The 24,743-nt window shown below is 43.8% G+C and carries 15 protein-coding genes; 10 read left to right on the top strand and 5 right to left on the bottom strand.

The features are described 5' to 3' along the window. The first annotated feature begins 2 nt into the window (after window positions 1-2). On the top strand, window positions 3-1,208 hold the full coding sequence (locus LEP1GSC194_RS05540) for a metallophosphoesterase (protein WP_036041520.1): 1,206 nt from the start codon (window positions 3-5) through the stop codon (window positions 1,206-1,208). A gap of 69 nt (window positions 1,209-1,277) precedes the next feature. Further along, window positions 1,278-1,913 (top strand): MORN repeat-containing protein, encoded by a 636-nt coding sequence (locus tag LEP1GSC194_RS05535; RefSeq protein WP_020772657.1) that lies wholly within the window; start codon window positions 1,278-1,280, stop codon window positions 1,911-1,913. 167 nt (window positions 1,914-2,080) lie between these two features. Here LEP1GSC194_RS05535 and LEP1GSC194_RS05530 read toward each other — a convergent pair whose 3' ends face one another. Beyond that, the gene (locus tag LEP1GSC194_RS05530; RefSeq protein ID WP_020772655.1) at window positions 2,081-3,274 is read right to left on the bottom strand and encodes an AraC family transcriptional regulator; all 1,194 of its coding nucleotides are present in this window, start codon (window positions 3,272-3,274) and stop codon (window positions 2,081-2,083) included. 995 nt (window positions 3,275-4,269) lie between these two features. Further along, a complete protein-coding gene (locus tag LEP1GSC194_RS05525; RefSeq protein ID WP_020772646.1) occupies window positions 4,270-5,943 on the bottom strand; it encodes a TolC family protein in 1,674 nt (557 codons plus the stop codon). A gap of 21 nt (window positions 5,944-5,964) precedes the next feature. On the opposite strand from LEP1GSC194_RS05525, the gene LEP1GSC194_RS05520 reads away from it, so the two are divergent. Next, the gene (locus tag LEP1GSC194_RS05520; protein ID WP_020772680.1) at window positions 5,965-8,103 is read left to right on the top strand and encodes a thioredoxin domain-containing protein; all 2,139 of its coding nucleotides are present in this window, start codon (window positions 5,965-5,967) and stop codon (window positions 8,101-8,103) included. Window positions 8,104-8,421: 318 nt separating this feature from the next. Here the strand turns inward: LEP1GSC194_RS05520 and LEP1GSC194_RS05515 are convergent, their stop codons facing one another. Next, the gene (locus LEP1GSC194_RS05515; RefSeq protein ID WP_020772658.1) at window positions 8,422-9,867 is read right to left on the bottom strand and encodes a RecQ family ATP-dependent DNA helicase; all 1,446 of its coding nucleotides are present in this window, start codon (window positions 9,865-9,867) and stop codon (window positions 8,422-8,424) included. Window positions 9,868-9,974: 107 nt separating this feature from the next. On the opposite strand from LEP1GSC194_RS05515, the gene LEP1GSC194_RS05510 reads away from it, so the two are divergent. The 6 genes from LEP1GSC194_RS05510 to LEP1GSC194_RS05485 all read left to right on the top strand — a co-directional run bounded on the left by LEP1GSC194_RS05510 (window position 9,975) and on the right by LEP1GSC194_RS05485 (window position 21,133). Next, window positions 9,975-13,367, top strand: coding sequence for an exodeoxyribonuclease V subunit gamma (locus tag LEP1GSC194_RS05510; RefSeq protein ID WP_020772689.1), 3,393 nt, complete (start codon window positions 9,975-9,977; stop codon window positions 13,365-13,367). Then, complete coding sequence (locus LEP1GSC194_RS05505; RefSeq protein WP_020772670.1) at window positions 13,364-16,519, top strand: UvrD-helicase domain-containing protein; 3,156 nt, start codon at window positions 13,364-13,366, stop codon at window positions 16,517-16,519. The genes LEP1GSC194_RS05510 and LEP1GSC194_RS05505 overlap by 4 nt, the downstream gene beginning before the upstream one ends. Then, a complete protein-coding gene (gene recD, locus LEP1GSC194_RS05500) occupies window positions 16,516-18,375 on the top strand; it encodes an exodeoxyribonuclease V subunit alpha (RefSeq protein ID WP_020772687.1) in 1,860 nt (619 codons plus the stop codon). The genes LEP1GSC194_RS05505 and recD overlap by 4 nt, the downstream gene beginning before the upstream one ends. Before the next feature lie 111 nt (window positions 18,376-18,486). Then, on the top strand, window positions 18,487-19,422 hold the full coding sequence (locus LEP1GSC194_RS05495; protein WP_020772697.1) for an ABC transporter ATP-binding protein: 936 nt from the start codon (window positions 18,487-18,489) through the stop codon (window positions 19,420-19,422). Further along, window positions 19,419-20,180: an ABC transporter permease gene (locus LEP1GSC194_RS05490; RefSeq protein WP_020772693.1), complete on the top strand. Its 762-nt coding sequence runs from the start codon at window positions 19,419-19,421 to the stop codon at window positions 20,178-20,180. Before LEP1GSC194_RS05495 ends, LEP1GSC194_RS05490 begins: the two co-directional genes overlap by 4 nt. An 86-nt stretch (window positions 20,181-20,266) precedes the next feature. Further along, entirely contained in the window at window positions 20,267-21,133 is an 867-nt protein-coding gene (locus tag LEP1GSC194_RS05485) for an SDR family NAD(P)-dependent oxidoreductase (RefSeq protein WP_020772660.1), read from the top strand. A gap of 182 nt (window positions 21,134-21,315) precedes the next feature. Here the strand turns inward: LEP1GSC194_RS05485 and ppnP are convergent, their stop codons facing one another. Then, on the bottom strand, window positions 21,316-21,630 hold the full coding sequence (gene ppnP, locus LEP1GSC194_RS05480; protein ID WP_020772696.1) for a pyrimidine/purine nucleoside phosphorylase: 315 nt from the start codon (window positions 21,628-21,630) through the stop codon (window positions 21,316-21,318). A 194-nt stretch (window positions 21,631-21,824) separates the two neighbouring features. Between ppnP and LEP1GSC194_RS05475 the strand changes: the two genes are divergently transcribed. Continuing rightward, window positions 21,825-23,255: an Lcl C-terminal domain-containing protein gene (locus LEP1GSC194_RS05475; protein WP_020772668.1), complete on the top strand. Its 1,431-nt coding sequence runs from the start codon at window positions 21,825-21,827 to the stop codon at window positions 23,253-23,255. Here LEP1GSC194_RS05475 and thiC read toward each other — a convergent pair. Further along, the gene (thiC, locus tag LEP1GSC194_RS05470) at window positions 23,225-24,742 is read right to left on the bottom strand and encodes a phosphomethylpyrimidine synthase ThiC (protein ID WP_020772682.1); all 1,518 of its coding nucleotides are present in this window, start codon (window positions 24,740-24,742) and stop codon (window positions 23,225-23,227) included. The genes LEP1GSC194_RS05475 and thiC overlap by 31 nt on opposite strands. Window position 24,743 lies beyond the last annotated feature (1 nt).

Genomic DNA, 24,743 nt, shown 5'->3' with positions numbered 1-24,743 from the left:
TCATGGAAAATCAAATTTCTCGTTTTCTTATTTTTCTTTCCGTATTTACCCTTATCATCGGATTGGGTTACACGTATACGGGTTTGCGTTTGATTCCGAATTTGAGTTCGCAGAGTTGGATTTCCTGGTTCGGATGGACGTTGATTTTAGTGTTCACATTGAGCATTCCGATCAGTTATTACATCAGCCTAACTTCCGAACGCGAAGGAATTCAAACCGTGTTTTCGTATCTTGCGTTTACGGGGCTCGGATTTTTTACGATCTTATTCAGTCTTGTTTTGTTGAAGGACATAACGGCCGTTTCTTTTTACGGATTCACAAAATTATTTCCAAACTTCGATCCGACCCAAAACACAACGGGAGAACTCATACAAAGAAAGGAATTTTTAAACAGACTATTGAGTTTTTCCGTGCTTGGATTTGCGGGAGGACTGACCGGAATCGGATTCTATCAAGCTCATAGAAAACTAAAAGTGATCTCGGTGGATATCAACGAGAATGATCTGCATACTTCCTTGGACGGGTTTAAGATCGTTCAGATTTCGGACATCCATATCGGGCCCACGATCAAAAAAAGTTTTTTAGAAGCGGTCGTAAAAACGGTGAACGAACTCGAACCCGATTTGGTGGCGATCACGGGAGATTTGGTCGACGGACCCGTAAGTAAACTCGGGCGTCATATCACGCCGCTCGCGGATCTTAAATCCAAACACGGAACTTTTTTCGTAACCGGAAATCACGAGTATTATTCGGGTGCGCTTTCTTGGATTCGAGAATTGGAGAAACACGGAATTCAAGTTTTGTTAAACGAAAACAGGATTTTGGAACACGGAAGGGCCAGTCTTACACTCGCCGGCGTTACCGATCTCAAAGCGGGAACGATCCTCGCGGAACATAAAACGGATCCTTATCGGGCGATGAGAGGAGGGGAAACGTCGGATTACAAAATCCTACTCGCGCACCAACCGAACAGTGTCTTTGAAGGAGCCGATGCGGGATTCAATCTTCAGTTATCCGGACATACGCATGGGGGCCAGTATTTTCCGGGTAATCTGCTCATTTATCTCGCGCAGAAATTCGTCGCGGGACTTCACAAACATAAGGATACTTGGATTTATGTGAGTCGAGGGACCGGATATTGGGGACCGCCGATCCGACTCGGGGCGCCTTCCGAAATCAGCGTAATTCGATTGAGGAAAAATTCTTAAAACCCGAACCTTTTGAAACCGAAACCGACTTCCGATATATAAAGAAAGGACTTGAAATGGAGGGCGGCGATGGTCCTTTTCGGATCCAATCAAAAGATAATTTTCACGTTAGGAATCATTCTTCTTTCTTTTGTCTTAACGGATTGCGGCAAAAAAAACAAAGGGACTACAAAAAAGGAAAACGTTTCGAGTTCGAAAAAAAAGAACGATCTTGATTTGGAGCCCGAGTTAAAGGAAAGAAAATTCTTTCAAGAAGACGCGCTCGGCCTGCCCAAAAAATACGTGGAGCCGGAAGAAACCGACTCGAATCGCGAAACCGACTCGAATCGCGAAACCGATCGACCTGCCAAACAAGAAACCAAATCGCTCGCGTCTTATCTCGGGTCCTCACCCGGATGTAAGGACGGAAATTGTAAAAACGGACCCGGTGTTTACGTATATGATACGGGAGAAGTATATTCCGGAAATTTTAAAAATGATAAGCGACATGGATACGGAAACATACACTACCGAGACGGAGACCGATATTCCGGATACTTTCAAAACGATAAGAAGCTGGGAACGGGAACGTATCGGTTTGCAAACGGTGCCGTATTTAGCGGAAGATTTTACGACGACGGAGAAAGCGCGGAAGGTCACTTAAACGTCGGGAAAAAAAGAAAGGAATGTTCCATCATCCGAAACAAACTGAGCTGCCACGGATAAACGTTCGGGCGGTTCCTGCGATGTCTGCTCCAGGGATCGGAGTTTTTTGTTTTTCGCAGGACCGGGCTCTTACCTCCGGTCGATCGACGGATTACCGATCAAAGCGGATGAAACGAAAGAGGTCGATCGACCCCGGCTCGATCCCTACCGCTTTTAATGGTCCGAGTTTATCCCAACTGGTCTTGTAATTCCAGGTTTATCGACGGATTGTTTTTGTGAAGGACGTAATTCCTGAATTCCTTCGGAGGTTTGCCGGCAAATTTCAGACAAGCTCTTCTAAAAGAAGAAGGGGAATTGAAACCGCTCGCAAGGGCCACTTCTAAAAGATTAATGTCCGGTCTTTGCTGAATCATACGTTCCGCCTCTCCCAATCTGTGAAAGCTTAAGAAGTCGGTAAAACTAAGATCCTTGTAATTGTTCAAATAGTAGGAAGCTTGGTGCAGAGAAAGGCCGATATAGGCCGAAAAATCGGACAAACGAATCTCTTCATCCAAGTATTCGCGATCCTCGACGAATTTTTGAATTCGATCTTCGATACGGGCAATGTCCAGGCGCTCCACCAGATTTTTAGGATTGGTTTGGAGCATTTGCGCTTTTAGATCTTCCGATTTCACTTCCATCAGTTCGCTGGAAAAACCCACCTTCCAAAAATCCGGGTGATTGTATTCCAATATGAAAAAATATACGACAAAAAATCCGGTAAAAGAAAACGCAAGTATCATCAAACTCGGTGCGTCGATCCACATTCCGATCGTATGTAAAATGAGAGCGGCGGTTAACGTAAAATTTTGAAAGGGATAATTGAAATAGATCCTTTTCATCTTATTTTTTAGAATATAAGAAAAAGTTAAAATTCCCGCAGATAGTTGTAGGATAAAGAGGACGGTTTTTCCGAAGTAAACCATGGAAATCACGTTCTTCAACATTAAGGAAACGAGAAAAACGATCGGAAAGAAAATGAAACTGTAGAGGCTAAGACGCAAAGGATTTCTTAATACTCCAAAAAGGTGCATTACATAGAATGTGGAAATTAGGGAAGCGCAAATCGCAAATCCGTAATAATAGGCGAAAAATAATTGCCTTTCGAGATTTAAGGCGCCGTTTGGATCGGACGTCATGAGTGTGAAAGCTCTTCCGTGTCCTAGAATTAAAAAACAAAGGCTCATCAAAAAAATTCCGCGGACAAAATTGAGCCGATCTTTTTTCGCCTTGTAAAAACCTTTGTAAAAGCCGGAGAGCCCTGTCAAAAAACTAATTACGACGCTTGCAGAGTAAAGAAATTCGAGGTATCGATTTAATAAACCGTCCTTTAGGAAAGTCATATTATAAGTGAAAAAATTCAGATCGGGAAAAAAATTCATAACGCACTCACTCCTATTCTTTCCTTTGTTTTTAGCCTAAAATAATTCGGGCGTTTGGAAAGCTATCTCTTAAGTTGAAGTCGGTTCAAAAATAAATATTCTATTTTGAACCGACCAAAAACGATCGAACCAAGTTAAATCAGATTTTCTCTTAAAACTTGGAAATCAAAGAATCGTTCTTTATAGACGTTACTTCCTACAAAGATAAAAGTCTTTGCATGATATAAAATGAAATAAATAGAAAATTTCAAATCCATCAGGTCCCAAATGGCTTATAAAAATGGAAATAAATAGATGATGAATTTTTCATGTCAAATTTTGTTAAACGAATTGAATTCGTATTAGAAAAGGTTAAATTCATTTGAATTTATAATTATTCTAAATACTTATAAGAATATAATTTTGCGTTACATGAAATATTCGGGCTTTCTTTTTTGTTCATTGGAATATGAGAATTTGTATGCATTACAATCATCGGGAACGATCGGACTTTTCGGATAAATTAGTAGTCTTATAGGGATCGAAAATATGTCTTGAAAACATTCTTATTTTGTGCCGAACGCGTAACGGTCTAGACTTGAAGAGATTCAAAGGAGGAAAGAAGGAAAGAGGAGAAAATCATTTGATAACTTAGCAATTATCATAACCAGCTCCACAGTTGATCAGGGTTGGGTAATGATCTCTATTCGCCATTTTAACCCTTTTTCAGGGGCGACTCTTATGCGAAGGATCTTTTTTCGAGCGGTACAAAGACTTAGAATTTGTCTTAAAACCTCAAAGGAAATTTGCAGGAAGTTCCGGCAGGAAACCCTGTCATCCTTTGACGATCTTTAGGCTTTTGTACGATTTTAAACGACCGCTAAACTCGGATCTCTTACGTGCCGTTACCGGATAAAATCGGAAAAATTTTAACCTCTAACATCTGACTCCTATTCACTGATCCCTAAAATGTGGGAACTCCCACGTTTCTCGTAAATTTTAGAGCACAAAAGTTCTTATTTTTGTTCGGGGACGTCCAGGCCTGCTTGTTTTGCATCCACCATCTTCATCATTCGATCGATGATGTCGTTAACGTTGACTCCGAACTTTTCGAAGATATGATTTTTTGCAAGTTCGTAACGAAGAATGTCGATGTTCAATTGAATCTTAGACTGTGCCACCTGCAATTCGGATTGAATCACGTTGTCCAATGCGTTTTTTACCGCAACCGCGGTAAATCTTCCCTGACGAAAACGTTCGGAAAGACCCCTGTAGAATTTGTTGGCTTCTTCCCTTCTTTTTTTAGCGCCTTCGAAAATATCTTTTCCGGCTAAGATCGCCGCATAACGATTTTCTAATTCTTCTTTGATGGAAAGTTTCAACTCCGCTTCTTTTTTTTCCAAATTTTGCACGTCCAACTTTGCGTTTCGGATATCGGTTTTGATACCTTTGTCCCAAAGAGGATAAGAAAATTGAAACGCCGCATAAGCTTCCGGATATTTAAAGGAGGCGATTCCTCGATTTGTATCCGTGACATTTTGCTGAGGAGAAACGATATTTTGTCCTCTTGTGGAATAGGCGCCCGAAAGTTTCAAAGAAGGCATGTCTTCCGCTTCCTTGATCTTTAAATTGAGTTCCGCGATTTCTCTTTGTTTGCGAAGATTTTTCAGATCGGTTCTGTGTTCGAGTGCGTAGATATAATCCTTTTCCACATCGAAGTCCGTCGGAACGGTTTCTTGAAGATCGGTAACACCTTCGATTTTAGAAGAAGGATCGGCGTTCAAAATCCGAATCAGATTTCTTTCGGCCTCTTTGCGGGAAACCTTTGCCTTTTCCAAATTCCCCGCGGTTTGTGAAAGGATGGAGTTCCAAAGATTGACTTCAAATCCTTCGGAAAGTCCTAAATTCCGTTTTCTTGCGGTCAAATCGCGGATGTTTCTCGTATTGGATTCCAATTCTTGCAAGGTTTTTACGTTCGAATCGTAGATGTTCAAACTCCAATATTGAACCAAGGTTTGAACCACGAGTTGGGAAAGAACATAAATCAATTCTTCCCTTTTGATTACCGTATTCTGTCTTAAAATGGCCTCTCTGTCTTTTTGAGTTTTTCCGAAACTGTACTTTAAAATTTCCTGGCTGAGAGTGATCGTCAAAGCGCTCGTATAGAGAGGCGGAATTGCAAGAGCCGCTAAGTTGGAAGGTGTTGTCGCCGAATTTTCAAAGGCGCTCGTATCGAAACGAGTGGTACTCGCTTCGAATTTTGCATACGTTCCGGTTTTAAAATTTTTCTCGATACCTACGCTGAGTTTGTCTTGGCTTTGTTTGGTTCCCAAAAAGATGTTGTTTCTGTTGTTGGGAAGAGTTGTCTTGAAGACTAAAATTCCTCCGACCAGATTCCAAGTGAACTGAGATTCGTTTTTGAGTTCGCCCGAGTCCGCTTTTACGTATTCCATTTTTGCGTTTTGGATCGTAATATTTTTTTCGAGAACGTAATTGACCGCATCTTTCAGAGTTAAACGAAGTAATTTTTTGGAATCGCCGAGATTCGTTTCGGAAGATTTTTTTTCTTCTTCCAAAGCAACTGTTTTGTCGGGTAGGATGTCCTCACCGAAAGTAGGCAAAGTCGACGCAAAAAGAATGATACCGAAAAGAAGATTTCCGAATTTTGACCTTTCCTTTTTGCAATCCATGTAAGTGCCTACTGAATGGACATGGTTGAATGTAGGAAGTTTTTTAGAAATCGAAAAATGGATTTTATGAGTCTAAAAGAGAACAATTCAATGCAATTCAGTCATCGTAACCCGAACCGCCTCTCAAAAGAGAAAAGTCCTTATCTACAACAACACGCCTATAATCCGGTCGATTGGTTTCCGTGGGGTGAGGAGGCCTTAACCAAGGCAAAAGATCAAGACAAACTCATTTTTTTATCCGTCGGTTATGCAACCTGTCATTGGTGTCACGTTATGGAAAGGGAATCCTTTGAGAACAAAAGGGTCGCGGATTATCTCAACGCTCATTTTATATCGATTAAAGTGGATCGGGAAGAAAGACCGGACATAGATCGGATCTATATGGATGCGTTACACGCAATGGATCAGCAGGGCGGCTGGCCGCTCAATATCTTTTTGACTCCGGACGGGAAACCGATCACCGGTGGAACGTATTTTCCGCCCGAACCCAAATACGGTAGAAAGAGTTTTTTAAAAGTTTTGAATGTCATTCAGAAAGTTTGGAATGAAAAACGTTCGGAATTGATCGCCGCGTCCTCGGAACTTTCGCAGTATTTAAAGAGTTCCGGCGAGGGCCGGGCCGGTGAAAAACAGGAAGCGGATTTTCCTCCGGAGAATTGTTTTGATTCCGGATTTTCCCTCTACGAAAGTTATTATGACGCTCAATTCGGGGGATTCAAGACAAATCACGTCAATAAGTTTCCTCCGAGTATGGGGTTATCGTTTTTGCTCCGATATCACCGTTCTTCCGGAAATCCAAGGGCTCTGGAGATGGTGGAAAATACGCTTCTCGCGATGAAACAAGGAGGAATTTACGATCAGGTTGGCGGAGGACTTTGCCGTTATTCCACGGATCATCATTGGTTGGTCCCTCATTTTGAAAAGATGCTCTATGATAATTCTCTCTTTTTGGAAACTCTCGTGGAATGTTCCCGGATTTCTAAAAAAATTCCCGCCGAGTCCTTTGCGCTCGACGTCATTTCCTATCTGCATCGGGACATGAGAATTTCCGGCGGAGGAATTTGCAGCGCGGAAGACGCCGATTCCGAAGGGGAAGAAGGTCTTTTTTATATCTGGGATCTAAAAGAGTTTCGGGAAGTTTGCGGAGAAGATTCTCCCGTTTTGGAAAAATTTTGGAACGTGACGGAAGAGGGCAACTTCGAAGGGAAAAATATTCTGCACGAAAGTTTCGGCGGTTCGAAATTTTCCGAAGAAGAATTGAAACGGATCGACGAAACTCTCTCAAGAGGCAGGACCAAACTTCTGGAAAGAAGAAGTAAAAGAATCCGTCCCCTCCGAGACGATAAAATTTTGACCTCTTGGAACGGGCTATATATCAAGGCGCTCGCAAAAGCCGGTACCGCGTTTCAAAGGGAGGATTTTTTGAAACTCGCGGAAGAAACGTATTCTTTTCTCGAAAAAAATCTGATCGATCCGAACGGTAGGATCCTGCGCAGATTTAGGGACGCCGAGTCCGGAATATTAGGATATTCGAATGATTACGCGGAGATGATCGCGTCTTCCGTCGCCTTGTTCGAAGCGGGGAGGGGAATTCGTTACCTCAAAAACGCGGTTCTTTGGATGGAAGAAGCCGTCCGTTTGTTTCGCTCTCCCGCGGGTGTTTTTTTTGACGCCGGAACGGACGGAGAGGTTCTCTTGCGGAGGAGCGTGGACGGTTACGACGGCGTGGAACCTTCCGCGAACAGTTCTCTCGCCTATTCTTTGGTGAAGTTATCCGCGCTCGGTGTGAATGCGGATCGATACCGTGAAATCGCCGAATCGATCTTTTTATATTTTACAAAAGAGTTATCTTCTTATGCTCTCAGTTATCCGTATCTGCTTTCGGCGTATTGGGCTTACAAACATCATTCCCAAGAAATCGTTTTGATTCGTAAAAATGCGGACGCGGGTAAGGATCTTCTCGCTTGGATTCAATCCAAGTTTCTGCCTAACTCGGTCCTCGCCGTTTTGAACGAGGATGAGTTGGAAGAAGCCAGAAAATTTTCCACTTTGTTCGATTTACGGGACAGCGGAGGAAACGCGCTCGTTTATGTTTGCGAGAATTTTTCCTGTAAACTTCCCGCGAGTAACGTCGCGGAGCTCGAACAACGGATTTTATGATATTTAACGTAAGTTCGGTATAACCAATGCGTGAGCGATCGTAGTGAAAATCCTGCAACGCGCCATGAGTTAAATGCAGAAACCGGAATATACGAAAAGTTTGAAATGGTGCGTTGCAGATTGAAACGAAGAGCGCGACCCGGCGCAAAGCGCCGGGGCACGCCCCTGATTAGGGATCAGTGAATAGAAATCAGGTTTCAGTTGCATTTTCATAATAGAGCATTTAGACTTTAATAAAGTATAATTTCCTTATTCTGTAAATTAACTTGTAAAGTCCTCAAACCCTGAGATCTGACTCCTAACCCTAACCTCTGATTCCTAACCACTGACCCCTAGTACGCACACGTCGCAGTTCCCGCATCCCGTAAATTTCGCGTCGAAATATTCATACACGAATTCTCTTCTGCATTTTTCCGACTTCAAATAAAGGAGCATTTGATACAAACGTTTCAGACTGGTTTTCTTTTTTCGTTCCAAAAGTTCGACGGAACGAAGCGCGTCCGGTAGCGACGATCTCAACTTCAGGGAATTTTTTTCCAATTCTCCCGAAGTAACTCCGTGTCTTTCAAACAAATTGAGAACGGTTTGAAGTCTATGATCCCCCCGATTTTTATGGACGATCCTGGATTGTAATTCGTCGTATTCGATCGAAGATAGTTTTTCTCCGAGTTGTTCCATCGTTTGATACGCGCGCGCGATAAAAACCGCGTCCGGATTTTGCCATTCTATAAAATCCATCAACACGGTGAGATCGTCCTGATTGTAAAACACATGACAATCGGATGCGGCTCCGTCCCTTCCGGCTCTTCCGATTTCCTGATAATAACCTTCCAGGGAAGAAGGAAGTTCCGCGTGAATGATCGTTCGTATGTTCGGTTTATCGACCCCCATTCCGAAAGCGTTCGTAGCAAGCAGGATCGTATCCTCCGATTTTAAGAATTGATTTTGAACCTTCTTTCTTTGATCCGGGGACAAACGTCCGTGATAGATACGATGCGGAATTTTTTGAATGTCCAGTTTCTCGCCGAACTTTTCCAAACTTTGAATCAGATTGAAGTAAACGATCGCGCTTTTCTTTTGTTCCTTCAAAAGTTCCAGAATCGCTTCCGATTTGGAAGGTTCGTCTACGAAGGTCCGAACGTCCAAAAACAGGTTGGGCCTACAGATTCCTTCGTTATAAATTTCGATCTCCGATTCCTGCAGACCCATTTGAAGGACGATGTCCTTTTGAATTTCGAGCGTCGCGGTTGCGGTTAACGCGATCGTAGCCGGTTTGCCTAAAATTTCCCGAAACTCGGCAATCTTGGTATAATCAGGCCGGAAGTCGTGTCCCCACTGACTGATACAATGCGCCTCGTCGATCGCAAGAAGGGAAATTTTTCTGCTTTGAAGAGAATCGATGAACTCTTTCTTACGAAATCGTTCCGGAGAAACATACACGATTTTATATTTGCCCCTCCTTAAATTTTCGTAACTAAGAAGTCTGTCCTGTTTGGAAAGGGAAGAGTTGATATATCCCGCGTCGATTCCGAGGTTTTTCAGTTTTGAAACCTGATCCTGCATGAGCGCGATCAAAGGAGAAATGACGACGGTTAAACCGTCCAGAGCCAGAGCGGGCAGTTGATAACAAATCGACTTTCCCATTCCGGTCGGCATGACGACGAGACAATTCTTTCCGGAAAGAACTTCGGAAATGATCCTCTCTTGAGAAGTTCGAAAAGAGGAAATTCCGAAAAGGGTTTTGAGCTGACTCAGAGAAGGCATTACGATTAGAATTTACTTCGGATCGCTCAGAGCAAGAGAAAATGTAATTACTTGCCACGACGTCGAATTTTTGGAATGCTCGTATTTCGGGACCGGAGAGAAATCGTTTGTCGATCACACATATCACAAGTCTATCGCTCGACGACATAGCCGCGGAACTCTCTCGTAATATTCTCGAAGAAAGAAAAAAATTTCCCTTACACGCGCCCGTGATCGTGGTTCCGAGCGCGAACATGAAACTCTGGTTGAATCTGAATCTATCGAAGATATCCGGACTTTCAGCAAATCTTCGATTTCTTTATCTCGAAAAAGCTCTTGAAGAATACTTTCATCTCAGAGCGGATTTGGATTACGATCCGTTCAGGCGCGCCTTCCCGAGTCAGGAGGCGACTCAAAGAAAAATTCTTACCTTTCTGATTGAAAACGCAAACGCGGAAGAAACAAAATTCTTACGCTCCTACTTAGGCAGTATTTCCCGCGCTTTTTCCCTGAGCGCAAAGTTGGCCGGACTTTATAAAGATTACGAATTGAACCGATCTTCTTGGATTTGGAGTTGGGCAAAAGAAAAAGGAATCGACGTTCCGATGATCTCTCATCGACCGACTCCGTTTCCCAAAGAGGACGAGTATTATCGTTTTCAAAAGGAATTGTATCAAAAAGTTTTTTTGAATTCCAAAGAACCGAATACCCTCGTTCAATTTTTTTTGAAAGAAACGCGGAAGAATAAAAAACAGTCCCCTCGTAATTTTCCTTCTTTGCATCTTTTTTGTTTGTCCAATCTCGCCGATACGTATCTCGGAATTTTGGAATCCCTTTCCGAAAAAGACAGACTTCCGATCTATCTCTATCAATTTTATACGGGTGTCGTTCCAAAGACGAATAACGCGGAAGGTCCTCAAAGATGGTCCAATCCTCAGATTCATATCGCGTCGAGGACGGCTTCGATTTCCGGAACCGTTTTCAAAAACACGGAAAGTTCCCGCACGTATCCCAAAAAACTCGCAGTTCTTAGGAATATCCTCAAAGGAGACGAAAGCGCGCCTAACGCGGATGAACTTGCACAAGACGTTTCGGTTCGATTCTGGAACGCCCCTTCCGTCTATCGGGAGACGGAGTCGGTCGCAAACGATATCCTTTATAAGATGAATCAGGATCATAAATCGACTTATCTGGATTTTGCGATTCTCGTTACGGATATGAAGGTTTATCGTCCCGCCGTCGAATGGGTGTTTGACGGAGGAATTCTTCTGCAAACTCAAGCGGACGCAAGTCCCGTTCGAAAAAAAATCCCTTATTCCTTGACCGATATCAAGGCCAACGAAGCCTCTTTACTCTATCGAGGTTTGATGAACTTCTGGGAGATTTGTTCCCGGAATTCCATCGATAAAAACGGTCTGCTTAAACTTCTCAGAAACCCCCTTTTGCGGAGAAAAGTTCGGATTCATTCCGTATCGGATCTGGAGAAATTGATCGAAACGTCGGGGGTTCGATACGAAGAAACCGGAAGGGAAAAAGATATATTCCAAATTTCTAATGGACTGAAAAGAATCCGTCTTTCCTCGATTTTATCCGCGGAAACGGCATGGACAAAATACAAGATCGCGCGGGTCCCGCTGGAATCGGACGCGAGTTCCTCGGATCTCACCGATTTTTGGGAGGCCGTTCTCAAGGCGAAAAACGAGATTCTTTCTTTTTTCGAGGGTAAAACGATCCGTTGGACTTCCGATTATCTCGAGACGGTTCGAACTTCTCTGGAAGAACTTTTTGAATTTTCGGATGAATACGAACAGGAAGGAAAACTTTTTCAAGATTGGCTGGAATCCCTTTTCGAATGGGAAGGTATCAGTTTGCAAAATAAGGAAGAAGGAATCGCGCTTTTAAAATTCATTACGGAACAAACTTTCGATCGGATTCCGTACCGCAAAGGCGCCTATCTTACGGGAGGAGTTACGATTTCTCTTTTGCAACCTATGCGGCCGATTCCTTTCAAACATATTTATATCTTGGGACTTGGAGAGGGAAAATTTCCAGGCTCCAACGATCGTTCCCGACTCAACTTAAGAAACGATTTCCGGGAAGAATGGGATATTTCCCGGAGAGAAATCCAAGAATCCCTTTTATGGGAAACGGTTCACTCCGCGCAAGAATCGCTTACGTTAAGTTACGTCGGTAAAAATCTTCAGGAAGATAAAACATTCGAACCCTGTTCCCATCTTTTCGAAATTATGGAATCCCTGCGGGTCGAGGAGGCGGTCAAACTTCCGTTACATTCGTATAGTATGAAATACGAACATACTCCGGAAGAATTAAAACAGGGACTTGTGAGTTACGATTTTGCCAGAGTTTGGGTCAACGGAAATCGGAAGGACCATACGATTCTCCGTCGTTTTCAAAATCCGGACGAGCTTGCGAAAGTAAGTTCGGCGCCTCCCCAATCGGGGATAGACGTTAAGGAACTCTCTCGATTTTTAAGCGATCCGTTGGACGCATATCTCAAAAGAAAACTCGGAATGTATCTAGAAGAGGAGGAAATACGGGAGAACGAAAGGGAACCCTTCGAGTTGGACGCGATCGCGGAAACGTCCATATTAAAAAAAGTGCATGCTTTGATGATCCCGGATCTGGTATCCAAGGAAACTTGGAGCTGGGGCCGCGAAAAAATTTCCGAAACGCTTTCTCCGATTTTGGAAATGGAAAAGTCCTCGGCGAAATTTCCGATGTCGGTATTCGGAAGAATTCAAGAAGCCGATCTCGTTCAATATCTCGTAACGACGAGCGAACATCTTCGAGAATGGAAACCTCTGTTTCAAGGAGGAACGTATTATCCTTACTTGAGTTTGGGAGACACGGGCCTACCGGATTTTATCTGCAAGAAAATGCCGGAACTCAAGATTCCTTTGGAATCGGGCCGCTTTTCCATCAAAGGGGAATGGGAACACGTCATCGAAAAGGACGGGAACTTATATTGGTTGTTTTCGAAAAGTTTGGAGGAAAAACCCGAAGAAGATTATTTCGGTTACAAGGATTATTGGAAGGTGATGAGTTTCCCTTTTTTAACCGGAGTCGCCTTCGCTTCCGCGAACGAGAATTTTAAGATTTATTCCTTTAAACCCCGTCCTTCCGAAGAATCCAAAAAGAAAAACACTTTCCCGCTCGAATATCAAATCGAAAGCGCTTCGGTCGGAATCGAATACCTTGCAAAAATTCTAATGGACTATCTGAAGGAAGACCCCGTCTTTTTTCCTCGAAGGGCCTTTCTCAATTATTACGTAAAACACATTCAAGGCGGAGGCAAAACGCAGGAGCCGGACGACGTTTCTAAGTTCGAGGATGAAACCGCGTGGATCCGTTTTCTCAAGGAAGAATTGAGCGGCGTCAAGGAAGGATTGCCTTCTTTGGTAAAGCTCTATCCTAAAACTCCGGACTTGATCCTACAATCCAGGATCGAGTGGGCCAGAAACTTCTACAAACCTCTCTTGGATTGGAAGAAGGATCTATGAACGTTAGTCGCCCTTATAAATTGAAATCCGGTTTTATCGAAGCGTCCGCGGGAACCGGAAAAACATACACGATTATGGAGATCGTGGGCGACTTGATCTTGGAACACAAGATCCCCTTGACTCGGATTTTGATTCTTACCTACACCGAAAAGGCCGCGGGCGAACTCAAAGAACGACTTAGAAAAAAACTGATCGCTTCCGATCTTACCAAAGAGGCGAGGGAGCTCGATCAGGTTACGATTTCAACCATACACGGTTTTTGTAATATGATTTTGCAGGAATATCCGGTGGAAACGGAAACTCCGTCCGACTGGATTCTTACGGATTCGAAAGAAAGACTGAACGAGGCCCTGTATCGACTTCAACACGAGGAATGGAATTCTTGGGCGGACCCGAAAGAACTGGAAACGTTCCTTTCCGCATCCGAATATATATCAAAAAAAGAGAATATACTTGTCGCGGGTTCCAAACTTTTGAGCGGAAAAAAATATCCGTATTCCAACGAAACGACTCCCATGAGCGCGGAAACGTTCATTCAAAAAACCGCATTGATCGCGGTTGAGGCGGTCGAACGGGAATTTAAGACCTCCGAATGGATGAGTTACGATCAAATGATTTTGAAAACGAGGGATTCCCTCGGAAACCCCCGTCTTCGCAAGGTTCTTCAGGGCAGATACAGAGTCGGAATCTTGGACGAGTTTCAGGATACGGACGGCGTTCAATACGAAATTTTCTCTCGACTTTTTTTGGAGCCGAGCGGCGAAGGGGAATCGAGAGCCCTTTATCTCATCGGAGATCCGAAACAATCGATCTACGGATTTAGAGGAGCGGATATCGGAACCTATCTCCAAGCTAAGCAAGAATTAAAAAAACAAGATGCGGAAGAAATTTCGTTGAACGTCAATTATAGATCCGTTCCCGAATTGATCCGCGCTTATAACGAAATCTTTGGAGGTAAAACGGGGGAACGAAGTTTTTTTCCGATCGTAGAACGGGGTTTCGAGTCGACTCCGATCGAATACTCGGAAGTTTTCGCTCCCGAAAAAGACGCGAAGATTTTGTTAAGCGACATACACAAACAAGGCCCGATTCAAATCGTACGTTTTGCCGGAAGGGACACTTGGAAAACGGACGACGCAAGAAACGCCTGGGGACAATTCATCGCGGAGGAAATCTTAAAACTTACGAACGACCACGATCCGTTTTCGTATCAAGTTGCCGAAGAATACGAAGCCGCTCGGCGTTTTGTCGAAAGGAAATTGAGTTTTAAGGAAATCGCGATTCTCGTAAAAAGTAAGGCCGAAGGAAAACTCGCGGAACAATCCTTAAAACTCAGGGGAATACCTTGTTCGTTTTATAAACAGGAAGGGATTTATCAATCCCCCGAATCATATCAGATTTCCAATATATTCGAATGTCTTTTAGATCCGAACAAACCCTCCTCCTATCGAAAACTTTTATTGGGAGATCTTTTTCAAATTCATCCGAATCGCCTGCCCGCGTTCGACGAACACTCGATCGACTCTTACGAAAAAACGACCTTGGATCGATGGAAAACCCTCGCGATCGATCGTAAATTCGCCGAGTTGTTCCGTTCCGTCGAAGAAGACAGCAGGATTTTTCTAACCGAAGACGAAACGGACATCGAATGGGAAAGAAAAAGAACGAATTACAGACAGATCTTTCGTAGATTGTTGCAGTTCCAAATCGCCAATCAAGCCGATTTGGAAGAAATATTAGAAGAATTGAAAATACTTCAGACCAACTCCAAAAACGAGTCGGAACTTCCCTTATTCGAAAAAGAAACCGAAAAAGACGCGGTTCAAATTCTTACGTTACACGCGTCCAAGGGTTTGGAATGGCCCGTCGTTTTTTTGTTCCATCTTTCCGGCAATTTCGTTCCGGAGATTTACGACTATCCCTTTGCGGAAAAAGAAGGAAAAAGATCCTGGAAGTTGAGTCTTTGGGACGACGAAGCGGAAAGGAAAATTAGTAAAGAAGAATATTCTTATCAATCCTTGAACGAAAGCAAGAGGCTTTTGTATGTGGGAATCACCCGTCCCAAGGCCAGGCTTTATCTCCCCTTTTACGTTCCTACGAACCACAAAAAAACAAGGGATTCCGCATATTATAAAATTCTTTATCCCCGGCTTCAACACATTCTCGAAAACGAACCGGACCCGAATTTGTTTCACTCCGTAACCTGGACCCCCGTTCCTTTCGATCAAACCGATCCGGATGTACGAAATTTCAAACGAGATCGGGAAGTTCACCTAACGCCTCTGCTTCATCGCGAGTCGGAGATTTTCAAAACGATTCGTTTGTACAGTTATTCTTCTTTGAAAACGGGGGCGAACGTTAACGTTCCTCTTTCCGCTATGGAGGAAAAAAAACCGTTCCGATCGGAAGAGGACGAAGACTCGGAAATCGAAGACGTTCTTCCTTCGTCCGCCGCGACCGGTTCTTTTTTACACGCGCTTTTGGAAGAGTTGGATTTTTCTTTTTTTAAAACGAAAACCCCGCGGGAGGTTTTGGCGAACGGAAAAGTTCTTTCCAGAATGGATTTTCATTTGAACCGCTTTCGACTTTCTAAAACGAACTCTCCTTTTGAAAAGGAAACGATTCGAAAAAGGGCCGGAGAAATTCTCTGGAATTCCCTAAACGCAAGTATTCCTTTAGGGGACGGGAGTTTGTTCAAACTTGCGGATCTTCCCAAGGAAAATAGAATTTCGGAGATGGACTTTCATTTGAATTTGGATGCGGCAAAAAAAAGTTCCGGAAATTTTTTAAGAGGTTCCATCGATTTGGTTTTTCAGATCGAGGACAAGTTTTATCTTGCGGATTACAAATCCAATCTGCTCGAAGATTATTCGCCGTTTTCGTTAAAACGAAACGTGGAAAATACGGAGAGTCGGTACGATCTTCAAAGGGATATTTACGCGATGATACTTTACGAATATCTAATGAGTTTGTTCGATCCGAAGGAGGCTCTTCAAAAAATCGGCGGAGTGTATTACTTTTTTCTAAGGGGAATGAAACGCGGGGACAATTCCGGAATTTATTCGGACTTTCATTGGAGTTCGGAAAGAATGGAAACGATCCGTAAAACCGTTCGGGAATTGACCGAATTTCGACGGGAGGAAGACCTTTGACGGAGTCGTCGTTTTCCAGTTTTATCGAAAAACTTAGGACCGACATTTTGGATTTGGGGGAGTCCGTATCCGGAAAAAAAGATTCGAAAAAAATTTCCGAGGAGGACTCGAATTATTTATTAGAGATTTTGAATTCGATTTGGAACGCGATGGAAGAGGGGAGTTTATGCGTTCCCGTAAAAACGGAGTGGAAAAACCTCCTAAAAACAAAACCCCCCGGTTTGATCGTGGATAAATTCGAAAACGAAGAATGGGTTTATTTCGAAAAAACATATCGATCCAAAACCGATCTGGAAAGTTTTCTCAAGGAAAGGATTAAAAACGAAATTCCGCCTAACGTAGATTTGCGCCGCGCCGGGGAAATTCTAAAAAACCTGGAATCGAAAAGTTTTCCTCTGAAAAAAGCGCAGACAAAAGCGATCCTTTCCTGCCTCAATTCCTCCTTTCAGATCGTCAGCGGAGGCCCGGGAACCGGAAAAACGACCGTTGTAGCGTTTCTATTAGAAATCTTGAATGAACTAGGGCAGCTTCCGCCTCCCGAGGAAATCGCGCTCGTCGCCCCGACCGGAAGGGCCGCGCAGAGACTGACGGAATCGATTCAAGAAAATCTAAAAAGAATTTCCGAAACACAGGAGGCTCGCGGACAAACCATCCACGGACTTCTTTCCTACAAACAGTCGTTAGGCGGATTTTATTACAACCGGGAAAGATATCTTCCGCATCGATTGATCGTAGTGGACGAGGTTTCTATGGTCGATTTGAATCTGATGCTTTCCTTATGGAACGCGATTCCCCGCAATCCGCAAAAAAACGAAGATAAGATTCCGTTTCGATTGATACTGATCGGTGATCCGCATCAACTTCCCTCGGTGGAAAAAGGCGCGGTGTTAAGCGACTTTTTATCCGTACTCGAATTGAAAAAGGCGAACTTCGTATCCAGACTCGAAGAGAGTAATCGCCAGAAACCGAACGCGAAAGGAAACGTTTCCAAGATCGTAACTCTAGCCGAAGAGATTCTCGGATATTCTCCCGAAAACCTAAATCTCGGAACTAAGATCGACGATTCCTTTTCCAGAACGGTTACGATCGGAGAAAATTCTGAGTATGAAAGCGAAGTGGTATGGTTGCAAAATCCTGCAAGTACGAAGTCGGATTATTGTTCGAGGGACGAGGTGATCGAAAAACTCTGGAGAGAGGTTTTTTATCCTCAGATTTCCAGAATCGGAACTTGGAGGATTCAAGATTCCTACGATTTGAACGAACCGGGATTCGTTCAAAAATTTCAGGAAGAACTGAAACGATTTCGTTGTCTTACGATTTTTAGAAGGGGTTACTGGGGTGTGGAGGCGATTCAGACAAAAATCATGAGCCTGGCCGCGCAGAATCTTTTTCGTAAAAAAAGTCAAGACGCTAACTTTTATGCAAAAAGGCTTTCCAAAGGGCTCTACTTTACGGGGCTTCCGATTTTAATCGCACAAAACGACAAAAGCAGAAAACTTTTTAACGGAGATATCGGAATCGTTTTAAGAACGGAATCCACCGGAGAACTCAGGGCCGTTTTTCCGATCGAAGGGAAGCTGTTTCCGTTCGCGTTAGACACGCTTCCAGAACACGAACCCGCGTTCGTAATGAGCGTTCATAAAAGTCAGGGATCGGAATATGATACAATTTTAATGTACATTCCCGACCGTCCCTCCTCGCTGGAAGACGAAAGATCCGGAAGATTGCTCAATCGTCAAATTCTTTACACCGGAATCACAAGGGCCAGAAATCAAGTGATCCTCGCGGGCAATCCGGAGACATGGGAAATCGGAATCTCAAATTTCCGGAAAAGAGACACCGGTTTTAGAATATAACGAAAATCGGTTACAAATCTACTTTCAAAAAATGAAATAATGCTGTGCTAAAAAAGGGATTTAGGCATTCTACCCCAATCGATTTTACGAAATTAAAACGTAAGGAAGAACATGAAACCGAAAACGAAGTCGTCCATTGTCTCCGTAAACAATCTTTCTAAATTTTACTCGAACGGTTTTCAAGCGTTGAAAAACGTTTCTCTGGAAATTCAGGACGGAGAAATCATCGCCCTCCTAGGTCCGAACGGGGCGGGCAAAACGACTTTGATCTCCGTCATTTGCGGAATCGTAAATCCGAGCGAAGGTTCGGTGTATGTTTCCGGAAAAGACATTCTCAAAGATTATCGTTTTACGAGATCCCAGATCGGGCTCGTACCGCAGGAACTGAGCGTACACGCGTTCGAATCCGTATGGACTACCGTGAGTTTTACCAGAGGTTTATACGGGAAATCGCCTAACCCCGATTATATTGAACGACTTTTAAAATCGCTTTCCCTTTGGGATAAAAAAGATCAGATGATTCTTACGCTTTCGGGCGGAATGAAACGGCGCGTTTTGATCGCAAAGGCGCTTTCACACGAACCTAGGATTCTCTTTTTGGACGAACCGACCGCGGGAGTGGACGTAGAACTCAGAAAGGATATGTGGAACATCGTTCGTAATCTCAGGGAAAGCGGAGTGACCATCATTCTCACCACTCACTACATCGAGGAGGCCGAGGAAATTGCGGATCGAATCGGAGTGATGAACAAGGGTGAGTTGATCCTCGTGGAGGATAAAAAGGAACTCATGCAGAAACTCGGTAAAAAACGATTGTTGATCGATCTGAATCAAACTCTGAAAAAAATTCCGGCAACCTTAAAAACGAAAGGACTCGAAATCGTAGGCAACGGGAAACAACTTTTATATACGTACGATTCTCACGGGAAACAAACCGGAATATCGTCGCTTTTACAGGATCTTAAAAAAGCCAAAATCGAATTCAAAGATTTGAATACGAATCAAAGCTCGTTGGAAGAAATATTCGTTCAATTGGTATCACAATGAATCTACACGCGATCAAATCCATCTATATCTTCGAAATGTCCAGAACTTGGAGAACTCTTTTTCAGAGTATCGCTTCTCCCGTCATTTCCACTTCCTTATACTTCGTCGTATTCGGTTCGGCGATCGGTTCCAGAATTCAGGAAGTGGACGGGGTCGGTTACGGTTCCTTTATCGTTCCGGGTCTTATCATGTTGTCCTTGTTGACGGAAAGTATTTCCAACTCTTCCTTTGGGATTTATTTTCCTAAGTTTACGGGAACGATTTATGAAATTCTTGCGGCCCCGATTTCTATGATCGAAATCGTGATCGGTTTTGTGGGCGCAGCCGCGACAAAATCGGTGATCCTCGGAGCGATCATGCTCGCCACGGCTTCCTTGTTCGTTCCCGTAAAGATCGCACATCCGTTTGTGATGGTTCTGTTTCTCGTTTTAACTTCGATCTCTTTCAGCTTGTTCGGATTTATCATCGGGATCTGGGCCGAAAGTTTTGAGAAGTTGCAGATCATTCCCTTGCTCATCATCACTCCTCTCGTATTTTTGGGCGGAAGTTTTTATTCGGCGAAGATGCTTCCTCCTTTTTGGCAAAAGGTGACTCTTTTTAATCCGGTTCTTTATCTAGTGAGCGGATTTCGTTGGAGTTTTTACGAGATTGCGGACGTAAGCGTGGGAGTAAGCCTTTCGATGGTCTTTGTGTTCCTCACGATTTGCCTGAGTTTGGTTTGGTTGATTTTTAAAACGGGATACAAAATTAAAAAATAGGTTTTGAATATTCAAAAATATTAAAATATCTGGAATTCGGTGAATCGTTTCGAAAGTCGTTTTAAAAGGAAGGGAAAACGTCGAATATGAAATCGAATCATACGCGATTTGAAGGTAAAAAAGTATTTATTTCCGGCGGTTCCGCCGGAATCGGTAAGGGACTCGCCGTCCAGTTCGCAAAACAGGGAGCGAGCGTGGTCGTCTCGGCCAGAAACAAAAAAACGTTGAAAACGACCGTAGCCGAATTGCGCGGGATCGGCTCCAAAGCCGCGGTCTTCGATTTTGCGGTTGCGGACGTTTCCGAAGTGGAACAAACCGAAAAGGCCGCAAAAAAAGCCCTCGGAGTTTTAGGAGGACTGGATCTACTCATCTGTAACAGCGGTTATGCGAAAGTAGGAAGGGTCGGGGATCTGAGCGAATTGGACTTTCGTCGGCTGATGGACGTGAATTTTTTCGGACACGTTAACTTGATTTTGGCCTTTCAGGATCATTTCGTCCGACAAGGTTCCGGAGATATCGTGCTTGTTTCTTCCATGCTCGCGACGTTTTCCATTTACGGCTACGGAGCTTACTCCGCGAGTAAATTTGCGATTACCGGTTTTGCACAAGCGTTACGGCAGGAAATGATGATTCACGGAGTTCGAGTGAAAGTTTTTCTTCCTCCGACCACGGATACTCCCGGATTAAAAAAAGAAAATCAGGATAAACCCGAGCTTGTAAAAGAAATCGAAATGGGGTCGGCGATCAATGCGGTCCACTCCGTCGAAAAGGTGGTGATCGCATTTATGAATTGGTTGCCTAAGAAGAAATTTTTAGGATATGCGACCTGGGATTCCTGGCTTCAGTATTTTTTAGCGAGACATTTTCCGGAATGGACCTTGTCGATTGCCGACGCAGAATTAAAATCCGCTCGAAAAAGATTGGAACGAAAAGCGAAACGTGCGCTTTTTTGAAGAGATTGGAGGAAATTCCGGAAACTTCCACATATCAGAAAATCATACTTTTTGCAAGTAAAAAGCTTCATTCTTGTCGGAACACTTGCGTTTTATTGTGTAAAGTCCTAAAATCTAACCACTCGCTACTTGAAACGTGCATTTTTGATCCTTCTTCTTCCAAAACCCTGTTTTGTAACGGATCAATCCACGTAAGAGCAGCAATAATCGCTGATCTTTTTCACATCCATTTGAAATCTGGATTTTGCGGGGACTTCAAAAGATTGGCCGCCTTTGATTTCTTTCCAAATCTCCTGGCCCGGAAGTTTGACCAAAAGGTCTCCGTCTAAAATTTCCATGATTTCTTTTTCATCCGTTCCAAAGTCGTATTGACCCGGCATCAATATCCCGAGCGTTTTTTTACTACCGTCCGCAAACAGAATGCTTCTACTCGTTACCTTTCCGTCGTAATAAACATTTGCTTTTTTAATGACCGTAACGTTTTCAAACCGTGCCATATCTTCTCCGTGTATACAATAAAAATCCCGTTTTAAAACGGACCGAAAGCTTCCTTTTGGAAAGCGCTCTTTAAAACTCCCAAAAAAAAGTGAGAACGAATTCCGAATCTTTCATTGATTAGCTTATAACTTGATAGGACTTATTTTGTAAAACCAATTATAGTTTCTATAGTAAAGGAAACATGACCTCTTTTATGAATCGAATTTTCGGCTTCTTTTGGATGTTCACCGCAACATCGTTCTTTGCATTTTGTTCTCAAGCCGATAGAATCAGCATCGATACTTCTTCCGCGGCAGGGCTTCTTTTCCAAGGAGGAGTAGAGGCATTCCTACTCAATAACCAGAACCAGGATAATACCCCGGAAGTACCGGAAAAACCGAAAGAAATCACTTCCTTTCGGTTTCAAGCCGTCGACAATTTTTTTACGACCGACTTTGTCGGAGAAATTTCAGGATCGGAGATTACGGTTCAAGTTCCGTTCGGGGCAATTCGTCGTTTGAAAGCGGCTTTTGTTAGTACCGGAGTAAAGGTCGAAGTAAACGGAGTCGTTCAAAGAAGCGGACAGACCGTGAATGATTTTTCTTCTCCGCTGACATACAGAGTTACCGCAAGCGATGATAGCGTTCAGGATTACACCGTCCAGGTTGTTCGTATATTTCGTCTAACGGATGCGGGACAGACCAATTGTTATTTTTCCTTTTGCTCCGACGATCCGGGTCAGGATGCGGATTATTCAACCGGAGTTCCGGCAGCTTTTCAATCCAATGTTGTGATGCCCGGTTACACTCCTCAGCCGGTAACGATCGATCGGCAAACCGGTTTGATCTGGAAGTATTGCTCGGCCACCGGAAATAGTAGTTCTTGTTCTTTGCCTACTTACGCTTATACTCATTCGATGGCTGTGACTTATTGCAATGATTTGAATCAGATGAATGTTGGGTTGGGTTATGCCGGAATACAGGGCTGGAGACTTCCGGAAATCGAAGAGTTAATGACTCTCAGTACGCATAAAACCCCGAGCGGAGCGTATATCGATCTTGCCGAGTTTCCGAACGGAAGCGGCACGCTTTGGTCGAACACGACGAACGCTTCCAATGTGACCGAGGCTTGGACTTTTAATTTCGCGGCCGGATTGAATCCTTTGGTACCCAAGTCCTGGGGAAATGTGGATGTTCGTTGTGTGTCCGGCGGTGTTATGCCCGATCGAACCTTTTCGGATTTGAACAATGGAACCGTAAGGGACGATCGCACAACTTTGGTTTGGCAAAAATGTTCCGTTGGGCAAACTTGGTCGCCCGCTTCTCCACAGTGTGCTTCGGGTGCCGTCACTTCCCATAATTTCATTTCGGCTTTATATACATGCAGAAATTTGAATTTAGCGGGGCGCACCTGGAGACTTCCCAATGTGCACGAACTGAGAAGTTTATTGGATTTTACCAATTCGTCTAACGGTGCAAAAATCGATTCAACCGCTTTTCCGAATACTCCTAATACTTCTCAATACAATACGAGCAATTCCATACCGGCCTCGCAGATTTTTAGGGTGAATTTTACGAATGCGGCGATCAATACCACCGCATTAAGCACTCAAAGTTATGTACGTTGCGTCAGCGACGGTCCTTGATCCGATATTCCTTTTTCTTCCCCAAACTTTCGTAATTCCTGAGTCAGGTTCATCGAACAGAAATGAGGTCCGCACATGGAACAAAAATGCGCGGTTTTCATTCCGTCTTGGGGAAGCGTTTCGTCATGAAAGGACCTTGCCGTTTCCGGATCCAAGGAAAGAGCGAATTGATCCTCCCAACGGAACTCAAAACGAGCCTTGCTTAATAGATTGTCCCTTTCGATCGCACCGGGATGACCCTTTGCCAAATCGGCGGCATGGGCCGCGATTTTATATGCGATCACTCCTTGTTTGACGTCTTCCTTATCCGGAAGTCCGAGGTGTTCTTTCGGAGTCACATAACAGAGCATAGCCGTTCCGAACCATCCGATCATCGCCGCACCGATCGCCGAAGTGATGTGATCGTAACCGGGAGCGATATCCGTGACAAGAGGGCCTAACGTGTAGAACGGGGCTTCTTGACAGAGTTTCATCTGAAGGTCCACGTTTTCCTTGATAAGATTCATAGGAACGTGTCCCGGACCTTCGATCATAACTTGAATGTCTTCCTTCCAGGCAAGTCGCGTCAATTCTCCCAGGGTTTCCAATTCTCCGAACTGAGCCTTATCGTTTGCGTCAGCGATCGAACCGGGACGAAGGCCGTCGCCAAGGGAAAAGGAAACTCCGTATTTTTTCATCACTTTGAGGATTTCGTCGAAATGTGTGTATAAAAAATTTTCCTTGTGATGAGCAAGGCACCATTTCGCTAAAATCGATCCTCCTCTGGAAACGATTCCGGTGACACGATTTGTGGTCCATGGAATATAACGCAATAGAACTCCCGCATGAATCGTAAAATAATCCACTCCCTGTTCCGCCTGTTCTTCCAGGGTCTCTAAGAAAACTTGAATATTCAAATTTTCTGCTTTACCCTTCACCTTTTCGAGAGCTTGATAAATGGGAACGGTTCCGATCGGAACGGGAGAATTTCTCAAAATCCACTCCCTCGTTTCGTGGATGTTCTTTCCGGTCGAAAGATCCATGACCGTATCGGCTCCCCATTTTACGGCCCAATGTAACTTTTCGACTTCTTCTTCGATCGAGGAGCCGAGAGCGGAGTTGCCTATATTCGCATTAATTTTTACGAGAAAATTTCTTCCGATAAGCATCGGTTCGAGTTCGGGATGGTTTCGATTGGAAGGTAGAATCGCTCGACCGCAAGCGATCTCGGAACGAACAAATTCGGGATTCATATTCTCCCGAACGGCCGCATAACGCATCTCTTCGGTGACGATTCCGTTCTTAGCATAATACATCTGAGAATGATTTACGTCTCCGCGTTCCAGCCGTTTTCGAATCCATTCTTTTCGAAAAGGAAAAATCCCGTTCTTATAATCCGACGGTGATTTATCCGAAAGGGCGCCTTCGGTATGATAGGATCGGTATTCGGTACCGTCCGTAAGACGAATCGTTTTCAGCGGAATTTGAAATTCTTGAGCAGGCTCCATA

The sequence above is a fragment of the Leptospira alstonii serovar Sichuan str. 79601 genome (assembly GCF_000347175.1).
In the GTDB taxonomy this organism is placed as follows: domain Bacteria; phylum Spirochaetota; class Leptospiria; order Leptospirales; family Leptospiraceae; genus Leptospira; species Leptospira alstonii.
This window is presented reverse-complemented; position numbering and strand designations above follow the sequence as displayed.